General features: G+C 55.4%; 19 protein-coding genes. 11 read left to right on the top strand and 8 right to left on the bottom strand.

The window, feature by feature from the left end:
- The first annotated feature begins 11 nt into the window (after positions 1-11).
- From ERD84_RS07280 to ERD84_RS07270, 3 genes are all read left to right on the top strand, one after another.
- Positions 12-1,331: an ABC transporter substrate-binding protein gene (locus tag ERD84_RS07280; protein ID WP_130038988.1), complete on the top strand. Its 1,320-nt coding sequence runs from the start codon at positions 12-14 to the stop codon at positions 1,329-1,331.
- A 97-nt stretch (positions 1,332-1,428) separates the two neighbouring features.
- Positions 1,429-2,328, top strand: coding sequence for a carbohydrate ABC transporter permease (locus ERD84_RS07275; protein WP_130039982.1), 900 nt, complete (start codon positions 1,429-1,431; stop codon positions 2,326-2,328).
- A 71-nt stretch (positions 2,329-2,399) separates the two neighbouring features.
- Positions 2,400-3,242 (top strand): carbohydrate ABC transporter permease, encoded by an 843-nt coding sequence (locus ERD84_RS07270; RefSeq protein ID WP_130039981.1) that lies wholly within the window; start codon positions 2,400-2,402, stop codon positions 3,240-3,242.
- An 8-nt stretch (positions 3,243-3,250) separates the two neighbouring features.
- On the opposite strand, the gene ERD84_RS07265 is transcribed toward ERD84_RS07270, so the two are convergent.
- Complete coding sequence (locus tag ERD84_RS07265; RefSeq protein ID WP_306669553.1) at positions 3,251-4,000, bottom strand: FadR/GntR family transcriptional regulator; 750 nt, start codon at positions 3,998-4,000, stop codon at positions 3,251-3,253.
- 187 nt (positions 4,001-4,187) lie between these two features.
- On the opposite strand from ERD84_RS07265, the gene denD reads away from it, so the two are divergent.
- From denD to ERD84_RS07240, 5 genes are all read left to right on the top strand, one after another.
- Positions 4,188-5,162 carry a D-erythronate dehydrogenase gene (denD, locus tag ERD84_RS07260; protein ID WP_130038986.1) on the top strand — a complete coding sequence of 325 codons (975 nt, stop codon included), beginning with the start codon at positions 4,188-4,190 and terminating at the stop codon, positions 5,160-5,162.
- Positions 5,159-6,445 (top strand): 3-oxo-tetronate kinase, encoded by a 1,287-nt coding sequence (otnK, locus tag ERD84_RS07255; protein WP_130038985.1) that lies wholly within the window; start codon positions 5,159-5,161, stop codon positions 6,443-6,445. The genes denD and otnK overlap by 4 nt, the downstream gene beginning before the upstream one ends.
- Entirely contained in the window at positions 6,442-7,074 is a 633-nt protein-coding gene (gene otnC / locus ERD84_RS07250; protein WP_130038984.1) for a 3-oxo-tetronate 4-phosphate decarboxylase, read from the top strand. The genes otnK and otnC overlap by 4 nt, the downstream gene beginning before the upstream one ends.
- Before the next feature lie 66 nt (positions 7,075-7,140).
- Positions 7,141-7,923: a 2-oxo-tetronate isomerase gene (otnI, locus tag ERD84_RS07245; RefSeq protein ID WP_130038983.1), complete on the top strand. Its 783-nt coding sequence runs from the start codon at positions 7,141-7,143 to the stop codon at positions 7,921-7,923.
- 61 nt (positions 7,924-7,984) lie between these two features.
- The gene (locus tag ERD84_RS07240) at positions 7,985-8,878 is read left to right on the top strand and encodes an NAD(P)-dependent oxidoreductase (RefSeq protein WP_167667357.1); all 894 of its coding nucleotides are present in this window, start codon (positions 7,985-7,987) and stop codon (positions 8,876-8,878) included.
- Between the two features lie 63 nt (positions 8,879-8,941).
- Here the strand turns inward: ERD84_RS07240 and glxR are convergent, their stop codons facing one another.
- The 3 genes from glxR to ERD84_RS07225 form a co-directional block, all read right to left on the bottom strand.
- Positions 8,942-9,829, bottom strand: a complete 888-nt coding sequence (gene glxR / locus ERD84_RS07235; RefSeq protein WP_130038981.1) for a 2-hydroxy-3-oxopropionate reductase — start codon at positions 9,827-9,829, stop codon at positions 8,942-8,944.
- A gap of 12 nt (positions 9,830-9,841) precedes the next feature.
- Positions 9,842-10,267, bottom strand: a complete 426-nt coding sequence (locus tag ERD84_RS07230) for a GlcG/HbpS family heme-binding protein (protein WP_130038980.1) — start codon at positions 10,265-10,267, stop codon at positions 9,842-9,844.
- 88 nt (positions 10,268-10,355) lie between these two features.
- Positions 10,356-10,793, bottom strand: a complete 438-nt coding sequence (locus ERD84_RS07225; RefSeq protein WP_130038979.1) for a nucleoside deaminase — start codon at positions 10,791-10,793, stop codon at positions 10,356-10,358.
- Positions 10,794-10,980: 187 nt separating this feature from the next.
- Here ERD84_RS07225 and ERD84_RS07220 point away from each other — a divergent pair, with 187 nt between their 5' ends.
- The gene (locus ERD84_RS07220) at positions 10,981-11,622 is read left to right on the top strand and encodes a transglycosylase SLT domain-containing protein (RefSeq protein ID WP_245150640.1); all 642 of its coding nucleotides are present in this window, start codon (positions 10,981-10,983) and stop codon (positions 11,620-11,622) included.
- Between the two features lie 64 nt (positions 11,623-11,686).
- Here ERD84_RS07220 and ERD84_RS07215 read toward each other — a convergent pair whose 3' ends face one another.
- Positions 11,687-12,619 carry a ketopantoate reductase family protein gene (locus ERD84_RS07215; protein ID WP_130038978.1) on the bottom strand — a complete coding sequence of 311 codons (933 nt, stop codon included), beginning with the start codon at positions 12,617-12,619 and terminating at the stop codon, positions 11,687-11,689.
- A 177-nt stretch (positions 12,620-12,796) separates the two neighbouring features.
- Here ERD84_RS07215 and ERD84_RS07210 point away from each other — a divergent pair, with 177 nt between their 5' ends.
- Positions 12,797-14,005, top strand: a complete 1,209-nt coding sequence (locus ERD84_RS07210; RefSeq protein WP_130038977.1) for an isochorismate synthase — start codon at positions 12,797-12,799, stop codon at positions 14,003-14,005.
- A gap of 57 nt (positions 14,006-14,062) precedes the next feature.
- Here the strand turns inward: ERD84_RS07210 and ERD84_RS07205 are convergent, their stop codons facing one another.
- Genes ERD84_RS07205 through ERD84_RS07195 form a run of 3 tightly spaced genes read right to left on the bottom strand, consistent with a single transcriptional unit; the run spans position 14,063 to position 16,017 of the window.
- Positions 14,063-15,034 (bottom strand): Bug family tripartite tricarboxylate transporter substrate binding protein, encoded by a 972-nt coding sequence (locus ERD84_RS07205; protein WP_130038976.1) that lies wholly within the window; start codon positions 15,032-15,034, stop codon positions 14,063-14,065.
- A gap of 45 nt (positions 15,035-15,079) precedes the next feature.
- Entirely contained in the window at positions 15,080-15,472 is a 393-nt protein-coding gene (locus ERD84_RS07200; protein WP_218947936.1) for an RNA-binding S4 domain-containing protein, read from the bottom strand.
- Positions 15,473-15,480: 8 nt separating this feature from the next.
- Positions 15,481-16,017 carry an acyloxyacyl hydrolase gene (locus ERD84_RS07195; RefSeq protein WP_130038975.1) on the bottom strand — a complete coding sequence of 179 codons (537 nt, stop codon included), beginning with the start codon at positions 16,015-16,017 and terminating at the stop codon, positions 15,481-15,483.
- A gap of 176 nt (positions 16,018-16,193) precedes the next feature.
- On the opposite strand from ERD84_RS07195, the gene ERD84_RS07190 reads away from it, so the two are divergent.
- Positions 16,194-16,952, top strand: coding sequence for an SDR family oxidoreductase (locus ERD84_RS07190; RefSeq protein WP_130038974.1), 759 nt, complete (start codon positions 16,194-16,196; stop codon positions 16,950-16,952).
- Positions 16,953-16,959: the final 7 nt, after the last annotated feature.

Here is a 16,959-nt window from a genome sequence, read left to right as displayed (position 1 = left end):
GGAGCAGGGGCATGACGAAGCAGACGAGACGTGACTTTTTGCGATCGACGGCAGCGGTTGCTGCGGTATCCGCATGGGGTGTTCCAGGCAGCGCAAGCGCGGCGGGTCCGACACTGGAATACAAGCCTGAAGAAGGGGCCGAGCTACGCGTCCTGAGGTGGCGCCGCTTTGTGCAGGGTGAAGAAGATCAATGGATGGCCAACACCAAGAAGTTCACGGAGCAAACCGGCGTCAAAGTCAGGGTTGACCATGAAGGCTTCGAGAACATCCGGCCCAAAGCTGCAGTGGCTGCACGGGTTGGATCAGGGCCCGACGTGATTCTGGGCTGGTACGACGACCCTCATCAATATCCCGATAAATTGCTGGATGTGTCCGAACTGGGTGAATATCTGGGTAACAAGTACGGCGGCTGGTACGACGTCTGCAAGAAATACGGCAAGAACGAAAACAAATGGATCGCCATCCCGCTGGGCGCTGTCGGCAATGCACTGGTTTACCGCGAAAGCATGGTCAAGGCAGCCGGCTTCGACGCTATTCCTGAGGATACGGCCGGCTTCCTCAAGCTATGCCAGGCCCTCAAGGCCAAAGGCACACCTGCCGCATTTGCGCTGGGTCACGCGGTGCTTGATGGCAACGCCTGGGTACATTGGCTACTGTGGTCGCATGGCGGCATGGTGTCCGATCCAAAAGGCAATGTCGTGCTCGACTCACCCGAAACCGTTGCTGCGCTTGAATACTCCAAGCAGCTTTACGACACCTTCCTGCCGGGTACGCTATCCTGGCAAGACCCCTCAAATAACAAAGTCTTTTTCGATGGCCAGATCGGCCTGACCAACAACGGCATTTCGGTGTACTACGCGGCCTTGGGTTCCAAAGATCCGACCATCCACGCCATGGCCACTGACATTCATCATGCGCACTATCCGGTAGGCCCGGTAGGCAAGCCCACCGAACTACCTGGCATCACGCAAATGATGGCGTTCAAGTACACAAAATACCCGAACGCTGCCAAGGCGTATATACAGTTCATGATGGAGGCCGACCAATATGACCCATGGATGGAAGCATCCATAGGCTACGTCAGCCAATCGCTCAAGGCTTACGAGAAAAACCCCATCTGGACGTCCGATCCCAAGCACACTGTGTACCGCGATTCGGCTTCACGCATGCTCGATAACGGCTACAACGGCCCACTGGGCGCGGCATCTGCAGCGGTCATGGCCGACTACGTGATACTCGATATGTTTGCTTCGGCCGCCAGCGGAGACATGTCTCCACAAGAAGCGGCAAAGCAGGCAGCAGAACGTGCCAAGCGCTACTACAAGAGCTGACGGCGTCGCACTGAGGTTGATTAAAACCTGAACCGCTGGGTGACGGGCCACTTACATGACCCGTCGCCCCCGGCTCTCATTTTGGGGGGCAACAATGTTGCTGTCGCGCAAGTTGAATAATAGTAATGTGCTGGGCATATTGTTTATGTTGCCCTCTGCGATACTGCTGCTGCTTTTCCTGACGTATCCGCTGGGACTGGGCGTATGGCTGGGCTTTACCGATACCGACCTGGGTTCGTCGGGCCAATGGATAGGTCTCGATAATTATTTATACCTGATCGGCGATCCCGTTACACAACTCGCCCTCTTCAACACTATTTTCTATACCACGGTAGCCAGCATTGTGAAGTTCGGCCTGGGCTTATGGCTGGCGCTCTTGCTGAACAAAAACCTGCCGTTCAAATCACTCTTCCGCTCAATTGTCCTGCTACCCTGGATTGTGCCTACAGCGCTTTCGGCACTGGCATTCTGGTGGATTTACGACGCTCAATTTTCCATTATCAGCTGGACATTGATGAAGCTGGGCCTTATCGACGAGTACATCAATTTCCTGGGCGATCCATGGAATGCACGCTTTTCCACAATCGCGGCCAATATCTGGCGAGGCATTCCCTTTGTCGCCATTACTTTGCTGGCCGGGCTGCAAACCATTTCACCTGCACTTTACGAGGCAGCCTCGATCGACGGCGTCTCTCCGTGGCAGCAATTTCGCTACGTAACCCTGCCGCTGTTGACCCCCATTATCGCTGTCGTCATGACATTCTCGGTGCTCTTCACTTTCACCGACTTCCAACTGATTTATGTGCTGACCCGAGGCGGGCCACTTAATGCCACCCACCTCATGACCACCCTGTCTTTCCAGCGGGCCATCCCCGGCGGAGCGTTGGGCGAGGGCTCTGCATTGGCCATCATGATGATCCCATTCCTATTGGCGTCCATCATGTTTTCGTATTTTGGGCTGCAGCGCCAAGCCTGGCAGCGTGGAGGTGACAAATGAGCCAGACAAACAAGCGCGGCCTGCGCGCCAACAAGAAAAAAGACGAGCAAGACAAGCAAGAAACCCACGGTATGGATTATTTGCAGAGCTTGCCACGTCGCTGGGTCACCATTTATATTCCGCTGGGCATACTGGTCTTTATCCTGCTGTTTCCGTTCTACTGGATGGCAATGACGGCCATCAAGCCGAACTCCGAAATGCTGTTGAGCAGCAACAATCCTTTTTGGGTCATTGCACCAACTCTGCAACACTTCAAAGACTTATTGTTTAATACGCCGTTTACTGACTGGCTCATTAATACCGTCATTATCTCGGTGGTTGCCACGTTCTTATCACTGGCAGCCAGTGTTTTCGGTGCCTATGCAATCGAACGCCTGAGATTCCAGGGCTCCAAACAGGTGGGCTTTGCCATTTTCTTTGCCTATCTGGTGCCACCTTCCATTCTTTTCATTCCTCTCGCCTCTATTGTTTTCAAACTGGGCCTGTTCGATACGCGTTGGGCATTAATTCTTACCTACCCCACCTTCCTGATTCCATTTTGTACCTGGCTATTGATGGGGTATTTTCGGTCCATCCCCTACGAACTCGAAGAGTGCGCACTCATAGATGGGGCCACACGCTGGCAGATTCTGGTCAAGATTATTTTGCCGCTGGCTGTCCCGGGCTTGATATCGGCAGGGATATTTGCGTTCACCCTGTCCTGGAACGAATTCATTTATGCACTGACTTTTGTTTCATCGTCCGAAATCAAGACCGTACCGGTCGGCGTCGTCACCGAGCTGGTAGAGGGAGACGTCTACCACTGGGGACAACTGATGGCTGGCGCTCTGCTCGGCTCGGTGCCAGTGGCGATCGTGTACTCATTCTTTGTTGAATATTATGTTTCAGGCATGACGGGCGCCGTCAAGGAATAAGCGGGCGCTCATTCACGCATGCGGTTCAGGCGTCGCGCAGCCTCATCCATGGGGGCGGTCCAGGAAGCGGCGTCAATCGCTCTTAAGCGGCTGACGGCGCCCTCCATGTGCCGCAACGCTGCTGCGCGAGCGGCTGCAGGGTCTTTGCGGAAGATCGCCTCCATGATGGCTGTGTGCTCTTCGTGCACCTGTCTGCTGAAGTCGTCGCGCTGAGCTTCGTTGGCTCGTGTCACCACAATGGCAGTATGCAAATACAGACTTAAATAAGACAACAAGGAGGTGTACAAAGGATTGCCGCAGGCCTGGGAAATTTCCGTATGAAACGCAAGATCTTCATCGACGCCATCACGACCGGCACGCTCTGCTTTCCTGATGGCATTGAAGGCTTTCTTGATCCGTGCAAACTGTGCAGCACTGCGGCGCTCGGCAGCCAGGGCAGCCATTTCAGCCTCGACACCACGGCGTAATTCAATCACGCGCAATACCGCTTGCAATGAGTCTTGCGTATGCGCATCGAGGCGAAAAGGCGTGGCGGTGTTGGGCTCCAGGACACTGGTTCCGCTCCCCTGTCGGGTGTCTACCAGGCCTTCGGCTTTCAGGCGTGAAACCGCTTCGCGGATAACTGTTCGACTGACACCAAAACGCTTGGCCATGACGGACTCGGACGGCAAACGCGAGTGTGCCGGAAATTTATTTTCGCGGATTTCGGTAAGCAGAATATAAGTTACGCGATCGGCGAGCGTATCTGTTTTTTTCAATTTTTCGCTTGGCAAAATTTCCGCCTTATTCATGAGTGCCCTTCAGTGGACTTGTTATCCGGAGTGCTCAGTTACTTGGCATCGGGCTGGCCCATAGCAACGCCACCCAAAGTTGTATTGACAGCATATAGATTAATCCATAAACTGGAATTGTAAACTTGTATGATAACATTACGGGCTTAAAAATATGCATATTGCCATCACGGGGGCAGCTGGTTTTTTGGGTAACAAACTGGCCAGGCAGCTATTGAAAAATGGCAAGCTCCTTGGGCGTAGCGGCAAGCCCGAAGCCATTTCCCGCATTACCCTGGCCGACGTCACTGCGGTCACCGGCATCTCCGATCCTCGCGTCCATACCGTAGTCGGCAACATTTCCGACCCGCAAACTATCGCGTCCATCGTCACCCCCGATACAGACAGCATTTTTCATCTCGCTGCGATCGTCAGCGGCCAGGCAGAAGCCGAGTTCGATCTGGGCATGACCGTCAACTTTGACGCGACCCGCAGCATGCTCGAACGCATTCGCTCCCTGGAAACTCGGCCACGCATGGTGTTTACCAGCTCAGTCGCTGTGTTTGGCGGGCCTTTACCCACCAGCGTTCCCGACACCATGGCTACGCTACCGCAAAGTTCATACGGCACCCAAAAAGCCATGTGCGAGCTTCTCATCAGCGACTACAGCCGCCGCGGCTACCTTGATGGGCGCACCCTGCGCCTGCCTACCATCTCAGTACGTCCTGGCCTGCCCAACAAGGCGGCGTCAAGCTTTGCCAGTGGAATCATTCGCGAACCGCTAGCGGGACAAGCAGCCGTGTGTCCTGTTCATGGCGACACCCGCATGTGGCTGATGTCGCCCCAACAGGCTGTGAACAACCTGATTCATGGGCACGAACTGGAAGCCAGCAAATTCGGCTTCACACGCACCATCTCATTGCCTGGCTTGTCCGTAAAGGTACGTGACATGGTCGCCGCGCTGGAACGCGTGGCGGGCGTCGATGTCGCTCAACGCATCGAATGGACGGAAGACGAGGCCATTAAACGCATTGTCAACTCCTGGCCAGGTGACTTCGACACCCAAAGAGCCACCGAATTGGGCTTTACTTCAGACGAGGATTACGACAGCATCATTCGGGCATACATACACGATCAACAAACATCATGAGTATTATGCTCGGATGCATCGCCGACGACTTCACTGGTGCAACCGACTTGGCCGGCATGTTGGTCCAAGGCGGAATGAAAACGGTACAGATCATAGGCATCCCGCAGGGCCCGCTACCCTCGAATATCGATGCTGATGCTGTCGTCATCGCCCTGAAGTCGCGCACCAACCCGGCTCAAGAAGCCGTAACAGATTCTCTGGCCGCACTGAAGTGGCTACGCTCAGCCGGTTGCAGGCAAATCTACTTTAAATATTGCTCGACCTTTGACTCCACCGATCAGGGCAATATTGGGCCAGTCACCGATGCACTCATGCAAGCGCTGGACACCCCCTTTACCATTGCCTGTCCAGCATTCCCCGAAAATGGCCGGACTATTTTCAATGGATACTTGTTCGTAGGCGATATGCTGCTGGAAGAAAGCGGCATGCGCCATCATCCGCTCACACCCATGACAGACTCCAACCTGGTTAGAGTGCTGCAACGGCAAACAAGCAGCCGGGTAGGGTTGATCGGTCACCAGATCGTCAAGGCGGGCGTACAAGCCATACGCCAGCGTATTGCACAAATCAAGGCTGACGGCATCCAGATCGCTGTCATCGATGCAACCTCCAACGAAGATCTGATGCAAATAGGCCAGGCCTGCGCCGACCTGCCTCTGCTGACGGCGGGTTCCGGGGTGGCATTGGGTTTACCGCAAAATTTCCGTGAGCAGGGTTTGCTGACACGGCAGGATGCGGCTACCAGCCTGCCACCCACACCGGGTTTGCGAGCGATCGTGTGCGGGAGTTGCTCACAGGCCTCCCAAGCTCAGCTAGCCGATATCGCCAAAAAAGGCGTACCTTCATATGCCATAGACCCGCTAACCCTGACAGGCAGCGACCACGCACTGGATGACGCCGTACAGGCCGCAATGGCGTGGGCTGCCCCACTACTGCCGCAAGGGCCTGTCGTGGTCTACGCAACTGCCTCTGCCATTCGCGTCAAAGCCATACAAGAGGCCCTGGGCACGGAACGCGCCGGCGCTCTGGTCGAAGCCGCTCTCGCTGCTGTGGCACAAAAGCTCGTTGCGCAGGGTGTACGCCAACTGATTGTTGCGGGCGGCGAAACGTCGGGTGCCGTAGTCACTGCGTTAAAAATAAGCAGTTTGCGCATAGGCCCTCAAATCGACCCCGGCGTACCCTGGACCGTCAGTCTTGACGGCACACCTATATCGCTGGCATTGAAATCAGGCAATTTTGGCAATGTGGATTTTTTCAGCAAGGCATGGAGCTTGTTGCCATGAACGAATCACTCCTACGAGAACACATCTGCATTCTGGGCGCCTCCTTGTATCAGCGCGGCCTGACCGCAGGCAGCAGCGGCAATATCAGCGTGCGTACTGACGACGGCTGGCTGCTGACGCCTACCAATAGTTGCCTGGGCACACTGGACCCCGCCAGAATTTCCAAAATGGATGACAACGGCACCTTGTTGTCGGGTGATGCGCCATCCAAAGAGGCGTTCCTGCATCGTGCCATGTACGATGCACGCAGTCAGGCCGGAGCTATTGTGCACCTGCACTCCACCCATTCTGCCGCGGTATCGTGCATGTCCAATCTGGATCACCATAGCTGCATACCACCGCTTACACCCTACTTCGTCATGAAAATAGGCCAGTTGCCACTGATACCTTACCACCGCCCTGGCGACCCAGACCTAGCCGGAGCCATCCACGGGCTCGCCGCCAAGCACAGTGCGGTCTTGCTGGCCAACCATGGTCCAGTAGTATCGGGCAAAACGCTGGAAGCAGCTGTATACGCCATTGAAGAGCTGGAAGAAACCGCCAAATTGTTCCTCCTGCTGCAAGGCCATAACCCCAGGGTACTGACCGAAGAACAGATAGCAGAGCTCCACACCTTGTTCAAATCCTGAGTCTTTGAGCTTGAGGTGCAGCAAGTACATCAAGACAGGAAGCCTGATTGATTACCAAGGAAGAACATGCCAAAGTTTGCCGCCAATATCACCATGATGTTCAACGAAGTGCCCTTTCCTGATCGATTTGAGGCGGCACGCGAGGCTGGTTTTGACGCCGTGGAATTTCTATTTCCCTACGAATATTCCACCTCTGATCTTGCCGCACGATTGGCAGATCATCAGTTGAAAAACGCGCTGTTCAATCTGCCTCCCGGAGACTGGGCTGCAGGCGAACGGGGAATCGCATCACTGCCTGGCCGTGATGATGAGTTCCGGCGCAGCGTCGACCAGGCTATTGCCTACGCTCAGGCCCTGGGCACGCCCAGTGTGCATGTGATGGCAGGCCTGATACCCGACGCCGCCCAAAAACAGCAATACCATGACATCTTCCTGACTCGCCTTGAATACGCCGCCGCCCAATGCGCACTGCATGGCATTACGGTATTGATTGAGCCCATCAATAGTCGCGACATGCCCCATTATTTCTTGTCCCGCCAGGACCAGGCTCACGCCATTGTGGATCAGGTTGCTGCCGCCAATCTCAAGGTGCAAATGGATTTCTACCATGTGCAGATCATGGAGGGAGATATCGCCATGACTTTTCGGAAATTTCAGCCAAACGTCGGACATATTCAGATAGCCGGCGTACCCGATCGTCACGAGCCTGATACCGGCGAGGTGAACTATACCTACCTATTCAAGCTGCTGGATGAGCTGGACTACAAGGGTTGGGTAGGCTGCGAGTACAGACCTGCGAAAGGCACGCTGGACGGTCTGGGGTGGCTGCACACAATGACGAAAGCATAAGTACATTCAAATAACCAGGCCGCCACAGCGGCTGCCTTTCCTCTAATTAATGCGAGACAACATGACACAACAAACCATTGGATTCGTCGGCCTGGGTGTAATGGGACGGCATGTAGCCAGGCGAATGGTACAGGACGCTTTCCGCGTACAGGCTTACGACATCAATCCTGAGCCGCTGGAACACCTCAAAGAAATTGGCGGCATCGTCTGCACCAGCGCCGCTGCCACGGCAGTCAATGCCAGTCATATCGTGATTTTTGTCGTGAACGGCAAACAGGCCGAACAAGTCATATTCGGGCCAGGAGGACTGCACGAAACGGCAGCAGCAGGACTCACCATCATTTCCTGTGTAACCATGCTGCCGTCCGAGGCCAGGTTCATAGGCGAGCGCTGCCGGGAACATGGATGGTCCTTTATTGACGCGCCGGTCAGCGGCGGAGAAGTCGGCGCAAAGCAAGGTGACCTGACTGTCATGGCTTCGGGAGACAAGGCAGCGCTGGACGCCAGCCACGCACTGCTGACTCAGATAGGCACACGTCTGAAGCGGGTGGGCAACCAGCCGGGCCAGGGTGCCTTGGTCAAGACCATCAACCAGCTGTTATGCGGCGTGCATCTGGCAGCAGCAGGCGAAGCCATCGCCATGGCGCAACGTGCAGGCCTGGAGCCTCAGGCTGTATTTGACGTAGTAAGCCAAAGCGCTGCCGGATCATGGATGCTGTCCAATCGCGGCCCTCGCATGGTGGCCAGTGCTTTTGATACCTCGGCCAGCGCGGTCGATATTTTCGTGAAAGACCTGGGCATCGTGATGGATGTTGCGCGCGAACTTAAGTTCCCTGCATCGCTGGCCGCCACCGCCTTGCAAAGCTTTCTTGGCGCCAGTGGCGCTGGCCTCGGACTTAAAGACGATTCTGCAGTCGTACAGTACTACAACGGCTTCCAGCGGAATAAGGAGTAACGCTCGTTCCGGCACTGCGGCAGATGACACCACGCCACGCCGCAGTCTAATGCTGAATACATGTCAGGCGCCGGCGATTTCGTGATTGGCCAGCAGTTCTATGGCCCTGCACAGGGCCGAGTGATCCAGCTTGCTCATGCCATTGGCGGCACATGCATTCATCAGCTCCTGGGCTCCTGCTGTATTGGGTAGTGAAACCCCCAGAGCCCTGGCTCCTACCAAGGCAAGATTAAGATCTTTCTGGTGCAGCTCGATGCGGAAACCGGGGTCGAAGGTGCGCTTGATCATACGTTCGCCATGAACTTCAAGAATACGCGAAGATGCGAACCCGCCCATTAATGCCTGCCGTACCTTGGCCGGATCAGCCCCAGCACGTGAGGCAAACAGCAATGCTTCGGCCACCGCCTGGATATTCAAGGCGACAATTATCTGGTTGGCCACCTTGGTTGTTTGCCCATCACCGTTGCCGCCTATAAGGGTGATGTTCTTTCCCATCAGCTCGAATAAAGGCCGGACCTGTTCAAAGGCCTTTTCAGGACCACCCACCATAATCGTCAGGGAGCCTGCCTTTGCGCCCACTTCGCCACCCGACACCGGCGCGTCCAGATATTGGCAATCGAGCGCATTGATTTTTTCAGCGAACTCTTTGGTGGCGATGGGCGAAATAGAGCTCATGTCGACCACTATCTGGCCCCCGCGCAGACCACTGGCCACGCCATTTTCGCCAAATAGCACCTCATCGACCTGGGGCGTGTCGGGCAGCATCAAAATAATGATATCGGCCTTCTGGGCTACTTCCTGACTTGAACCGCACGCTACGGCACCGTTATCGATCAGCTCTGCCGACGGAGCCTTGTGGCTGTGTGCAAAAAGCTGATGCCCACCTTTCAGCAAATTCAGCGCCATAGGCGCGCCCATGATGCCCAAACCAATGAATCCTACCTTTGCCATGATTGTCTCCGTCTACGTTTTTTGGTTGTCACTGCCGGACATGATAGCGGCCAGCTTATCGGCAATAGCCTGATCCTCGGTCGGTGCCAAACCACTGACACCGACCCCTCCGAGGATACTGCCCTGCTTATCGATCAGTACCGCGCCTCCGGGCAAGGCGGTCAGCAGCGGATCGCAGAAATAAGTGATTGGAATATCTTCACGGCGCAGCCGTGCCAGAAATGCATCAGTTGATGTTCCGATGCGGGCGCAGGTATATGCCTTTTGCTGGGCCAGCTGAATGCTGCGCACTGGCGCGCCGTCCATACGCGAAAAGCTGATCAGGAAGCCATGCTGGTCGCACACCGAAAAACATGCTGTCTTGCCCGGGTAATGACGCATCTGGTCGACGCCATGCGCAAGTAATTCTTGTGCTTGTGAGAGTGTCAGGCTCTGCATACCTTTTCCACATTCATCATATCAGCTTAACATCATACAAGTGCTTCAGACACACAGCAAGGCTCATCCCGCGCCCCAGTCGCAGTAGTCAAACGCCAATATCCTCATTCCAGAGTTCGGGCTTAGCTGCGATGAAATCACGCATCAGCGTCATGCAGGTTTCATCTTGCAGCACCTGCAACTCGACACCCTGAGCGCTCAGCAATGCTTCTCCGCCCATAAAGGTTTGGTTCTCGCCTATGACGACCTTGGGAATGCCGTAGAGCAAAATGGCGCCAGTGCACATGGGGCATGGTGACAGCGTTGTATAGAGCACGGATTCCTTGTATACGCTTGCAGGCTGACGGCCCGCATTCTCGAGTGCATCCATCTCGCCATGAAGAATAGTGCTGCCATGTTGCACGCGCTGATTGTGTCCACGCCCGATTATGACTCCCCGGTGCACCAGCACCGAACCTATGGGGATACCCCCCTCTTGCAGGCCCAGGCGCGCTTCCTCAATTGCCGCCTTCATAAATTCGTCCATGTCACCTCCTGCTAATTGCACGTCAGGACTCAGCCTGCGTTCTTGGTTTTTCGTGATATTTGTCTATGCGTTTCCAGGCCACACAGCACGCATTCGTAGACTTGCTTTTGTCTCTGCGTGGGTACAACTTATACTTCAACTCTGAACAATAGCCATAAATTCCGCTCTTGCATACTACGCACTGCGCATGACACTAACCAGAATCCGGCATTTTTTCGAGATACATCTGTCCTGGCCTGACCAGAAGGCACGACTGCGTACAACCCTGGCCGCGGCCTTACTTCTGTTGCTTGCAAGTTGCGCAACCGTACCGCCCGACAATCCGGAAAACATCTGTGAAATATTTCGCGAGAAACCCAGTTGGCATAAGGCCGCTATACGAACTCAGGAAAAATGGGGGGTACCACCGCAAGTGACCTTGGCGGTTGTCTATCAGGAGTCGAGTTTTCGGCACGATGCCCAGCCCCCGCGGCGCTACATCTTATGGGTCATTCCCTGGGGCCGCGTGAGCTCTGCCTACGGCTATGCTCAAGCCAAAGACGAAACCTGGGATGACTACAAGAATGAAGCCGGGGGCTGGTTTGCCAGTCGCGACGACTTTGGCGACGCCCTGGATTTTATGGGCTGGTATATGAACAAGTCCCAGCGCTTGAATGGTACATCCAAATGGGATGCCTATGGCCAGTACCTGAACTATCACGAGGGCTGGACCGGCTACCGCAAGCGCAGCTATGACAGCAAGCCCTGGCTGAAGCGCGTAGCCGCCAAAGTACAAGAGCGCGCAGAACGCTTCGGTGCGCAATATCGAAGCTGCAAGGCAGATCTATAGCGCTCTACGATGAGCGCAGGCGCCCGATGCAGCGTTTCAACGGGCCCCGCGCACTTTGCGTATGTCAGCGCTTGCTTATCAGGCTTTCCTTGGCCTTCACGATGGCCACAACAACATCATTGACTGGTGTGGGTACGCCCAACTCAGCGCCCAAGCGACTGATGGCACCATTGATGGCATCGATTTCACCGTGCCGCCCAGCCAGTGAGTCAAGCAACATGGATGGGCGCGCATTGGGAATTTTTCCTCCCAGGTTCTGCACGTGGGCGATGGGGTCGGCAAGGCCCAAATCTATACCCTGCGCCTGACAGACCGCTACCGCTTCTTCTGAACAAGCCCGCGCCACCTTCCACGCATTTTCATTGGCAAGAATCTGGCCTATGGTCAGGCCAGTGGCACAGGAAGTGCCGGAGAATGCAACATTCATGATCAGCTTTTTCCAGACCATGCTCCGGACATCGTCATGCAATGCTACCTGGAAACCCGAACTACGCCAGACATCGGCAGAGTCTTCCATCTGTTCGTCAGATAGCCCGGCATATTTGGCAAACCAAGTGACCTCGAAGCCGTTGTGATGGGCATGGCCAGGCTCGGGTACCGACGCTCCGTATCCACCCACTACACCCACAGCCATCTGGTTCGCCGGAAGGACTTGCGCTGCAGTGTCAGGTGAACCGACACCATTTTGTATGGTTTGTATCACCGTGCATGGCCCTATCAGCGATAACGCGGCAGAGGCCGCAGCCTGAACGTCAAAGGCTTTGGTGGCAATAATGACCAGATCGCATACGCCTATACCATCTGTGGTGGTGGATGCAGCAGCCAGTCGCATCGTCTTGTCGCCACTGATACCTGATACCCGCAAGCCTTTCTGCTGAATCGCTGCGGCGTGGTCAGGCCATAGCGTGACGCCATAGACCTCGTGGCCTGCATGAGCCATCAAACCTGCATAAACTGACCCCATCGCACCACAACCAACTATTGCAACCTTAGCCATGCCAACCCCTTTTAATGTGTCAAATGTCCTTTTACCTGATATGGCCCGGCAGGAACAGTGCCCTTCCCGGCCTGACGGGCATCCAACCGTCCCACACCGACTGATTTATTGAAAAACACCCCTGTTTCTGCTACCGTCCGCGCTGAATTGAAACTTGTTGAAGGTAAGGAAATGACCATGGAATCCGGAGCTGAAACCAGCGGCAAACATCATCAGGACGGGACGAGTTCGCCAGGCACGCCGTGGTTGCTCGATGAGTTCCAGACAGGAGATTTTTTCTTTGCCTCGCCCACACGGCAGTATCGAGGCTGGGCCAAAAACGGCCTGCTGTCGGCTTACCAGCCTGTAAGCAATGACCTAGTCAAGTCGCTGTTTGACCAGGCTGCACAACGTGGTGTCGAGAATCCACTGATGTTCGGTCTGATCCCATTCGATGCATCGGGCAACGCCAGTTTAGCCATACCGCTACACTGGGAAGCCGCAGATATCCCTGGTGGCGACGCAGGCATCAAGCAAACAAAAGGAACACGCCCCACCATCGTCAAACGCACACCAGTGCCTGCGCCCGAACAATATGGTGACATGGTCCGCAAGGCCCTGGTCTTGTTTGCACAGGGTGAGCTCAAGAAGGTCGTTCTTTCGCGTGCCATGGATGTCGAGCTCGATAGCCCACCAGACTACACGCAACTGCTGCCCGATCTGCTCAAGCGCAACAGCCACGGCTATACCTTTGCCATCCCAATTTGGGATCAGGGAACAGGTGCGCCCCCCGGCGGCGTCATGGTGGGAGCCAGCCCCGAGCTACTCGTTCGTCGTGTTGGTGACCGGATCTACGTCAACCCTCTGGCGGGTTCGATCGGCCGAAACAGCGATCCGGAAAAAGACCAAAGCTTGAAGGCGGGGCTCGCCTGCTCGGAAAAAGACCTGCGTGAACACAGCTATGTGGTGGCTGATATCGAGCGCATATTGCGCGACTATTGCGACGAACTGGACGTACCCGCTGGTCCGTCTGTCATCGGCACCGACACCTTGTGGCATTTGTCGACCTATATTAGCGGCCGGCTGCGCGACCCTTCGGTCACAGCACTTGAGCTGTCTTGCGCCTTACACCCCACCCCGGCGATTTGCGGCCACCCTACCTCAACGGCTTTCAAGCACATCCAGGAACTGGAAACCGTTGAGCGCGGCTATTATGCTGGTCTGGTGGGATGGCAGCATGCCAACGGAGATGGGGAGTGGGCTCTGGCCTTGCGCTGTGCACTACACTCGAGCAGCAAGCAATTGCGACTTTATGCCGGCGCTGGCACCGTGGCAGGCTCGGACCCTGAAAGCGAAATCAAGGAAACGGCCACCAAGATGGAAACTTTCATGCGGGCCATCAGCTAAAGACTCGGCGGGCGCCACCGGCGACCCGCTCTTGCCTTGCATGGACAATCTATTAGATCAGTTGACGCTGAGATTCAGGCGTTTGATCAGCGGCGCCCAACGTTGCAACTCTGCGTCCATATACTGGGCGAACTCTTCGGGCTGGTTACCAACAGGCTCCATGAACTGGCTGTGCAAACGTGCCTGAACATCTGGGTTGTGTATGGCGTCGATCAGGGCATTGGTCAGCTTTGCCTTGATGTCCTTGGGGATGCCGGACGGCGCAACAAAGCCTATCCAGCCAGACCCCTCTATACCTTCTAGGCCCAACTCGGCGACGGTAGGTGTATCGGGCAGAAAGCTCACCCTTTCGCTGTACACCACGGCCAGTGCACGCAATCGGCCATCATTGACCAGCGGCATGACGGCAATGGGAGGCAATGCCGCAAAGTGCGTATCGCCTGCCACCAATGAGGTCACTGCGGCGGGGGATGACGGATAAGGAACATGAACAGCCTGTCCACCGGCACGCTCGAGCAGCAGTTCGACCGACAGATGCGAAATCGTACCCGCCCCCGTCGAGGGGAAGTTGTACTGCGACTTGGGATCTTTTACCGCTGCAAGCAGATCATCCAGAGACTTGATGGGCGACGAAGCCGGCACCACCAGAATATTGGGTTGGTGCACACCCAGAGTCAGAGGAGCTATGTCTTGTTTCGGATCGTAGGGCAACTCTTTGTACAGAACGGTGTTGTTCACCATGGGGCCTGTGATGGAAACACCAAAGGTATAGCCATCTGGCGCAGCCTTGGCTATCACCGATGTGCCCAGGTTGCCGCTGGCGCCTGGCCGGTTCTGCACCACAATAGTCTGGCCCAACGTCTTGCTGGCCTGGTCTGCAATAAGCCGCGACATCACATCTGGACTGGAGCCCGGGCCAAAAGGCACTATCAGTGTCAAAGGCTTGGCCGGCCATTCTTGAGCGGCGGCCGGTAACGAGAAACCTAGCAACAAAAGTGCCGCCAAACCGGCCTGTATTAGACTGCGCATAATCGATATGACTCCTGTATTATTCGTGTCCAGAGTTTACCGCAGCTACCTTCCTTTGATCTGGCCGATCAGGCGCCGGTCGCGCTTGGTAGGACGCCCTGCAGCAATATCGAGTGCCGGCTCGGGAGCAAGTCGCCTCGTCTCCATGGCATGCTCGCGTGCAGCAAGACTTTCTGGCGTTTCTTCATAAAGCAAATGAGCGACAGAAGCCGGACCTCTTACATTACTTATTGCCAGCACCCGGACCTCGGTGGGCGGATCATTCTTGCGTACACTGACCAGGTCGTCGGCCGCCACCTCACGTGCCGGCTTGGCAGCCTGACCATTGACCAATACACGTCCCTTGCCGATTTCCTGTGCCGCCAGGCTGCGGGTTTTATAAAAACGAGCCGCCCATAGCCATTTGTCGAGCCTGATTTTTACAATACCCGATTCCATAGTTCACTTTAATAACGATAGGTATACAACAGCTGCAGGATATTCAGTCCCGGATTGGGCTCTTTGATACCTGCGTTGGAAAAATGAGAGAACCGCAAGCCAATTCGGCTGGTATCCGAAAGGTAAGCACCTACGCCGATGTGATCACCGAACTGAAATGCCGTACTCAGATTCTTGTCGGCAAAGTCGGTACGGGAAAAAACCGTGGCTCCGACGCCAGCCTCGAGATAGTACCGCTCATTCCAGGACCATCTGAGAAAGGGTATGGCACTGAACTGCCAGACGCGAGACGGTGAACGCGAGCCTTGCGCCATCCAGTATGCTGCGCCGAGCTCGGCCACCAGGTCCAGACGTCCATAGCCCTCTGCAAACCGGTACGTCCATAATGAAGGAGACTCCCAGGCGATTTCAGCCCGGCTATAGTGGCTGGCATAACCCGCCCTGACACTGACGCCACCGAAGGTTGGTTCGGCATTCACACTGGTCATAAAAAACGTCACGGCCAATCCTGCCGTCAATACGCTCACTTTAAGTAATCGAGCCATTTAACACCCAAAAATATTTTGTAAAAACTAAAAATAAGCAGAATCATAAAACACAAGCCATGATGAATACGGACGTCTAATCAGGATCTCGCTGGGATATGATTCGAACTGCTAGTTTGCACTAATTTGGGCGCACATGCTTTGTGCACAGTGCCCATCCATTAACAGGATCCAGCATGCAACAACGAGTTCTCGTCACAGCCGGAGCAAGCGGAATCGGACTGGCCGTTGCCCAGCGGTTTGCCGCCGATGGTGCCCGTGTTCATATCGCCGATATCGATCAACACTCACTCAATGCAATAACAAGTGCGAACGAGCTGATCAGTGGTTCCGTAGCCGACATCAGTGACCCTATGGCGGTCAAACGCTTGTTCAGTGAGGTACAGGTGCAATTAGGCGGCCTCGATGTGCTGGTCAACAACGCCGGCGTAGCCGGCCCCACCGCGCCCGTGGAAGAGTACGATCCCGCCGCCTGGCTTGCTGTGATGAATGTCAACCTGAACGGTACTTTTTACGTTACCCAGCAAGCGATTCCACTCCTGAAGCAATCCAGCCAAGCCTCGATCATTATCATGTCGTCCGTTGCAGGGCGCTTTGGCTACCCTGACCGCTCTGGCTATTCAGCTAGCAAATGGGGGCTGGTTGGCTTGGCCAAAACGCTCTCCCTGGAGCTAGGCCCGTGGGGGATTACGTGCAATACCATCCACCCCGGTGCCGTCGAGGGCGCACGTATCCAGAACGTCCTCAAGGGACGCGCTGAGCGGTCTGGCCGCAGTGTGCAGGAAGAAACCGACGATGCCCTGCACAACCAGGCCATCAAACACTTTGTCGATCCGGCCGACATCGCCGAGCTGGTCCAGTTTTTGGCAGGGAAACATGCCCGCTCGATTTCAGGCCAGTTATTTCCCATCGACGGTGATTCAAAAACCGCATAATCGCTTA

The organism is Pollutimonas harenae (genome assembly GCF_004153685.1).
In the GTDB taxonomy this organism is placed as follows: Bacteria; Pseudomonadota; Gammaproteobacteria; order Burkholderiales; family Burkholderiaceae_B; genus Pusillimonas_C; species Pusillimonas_C harenae.
The sequence above is the reverse complement of the archived record's forward strand: the minus strand, read 5'-3'. Positions and strand labels throughout refer to the sequence as shown.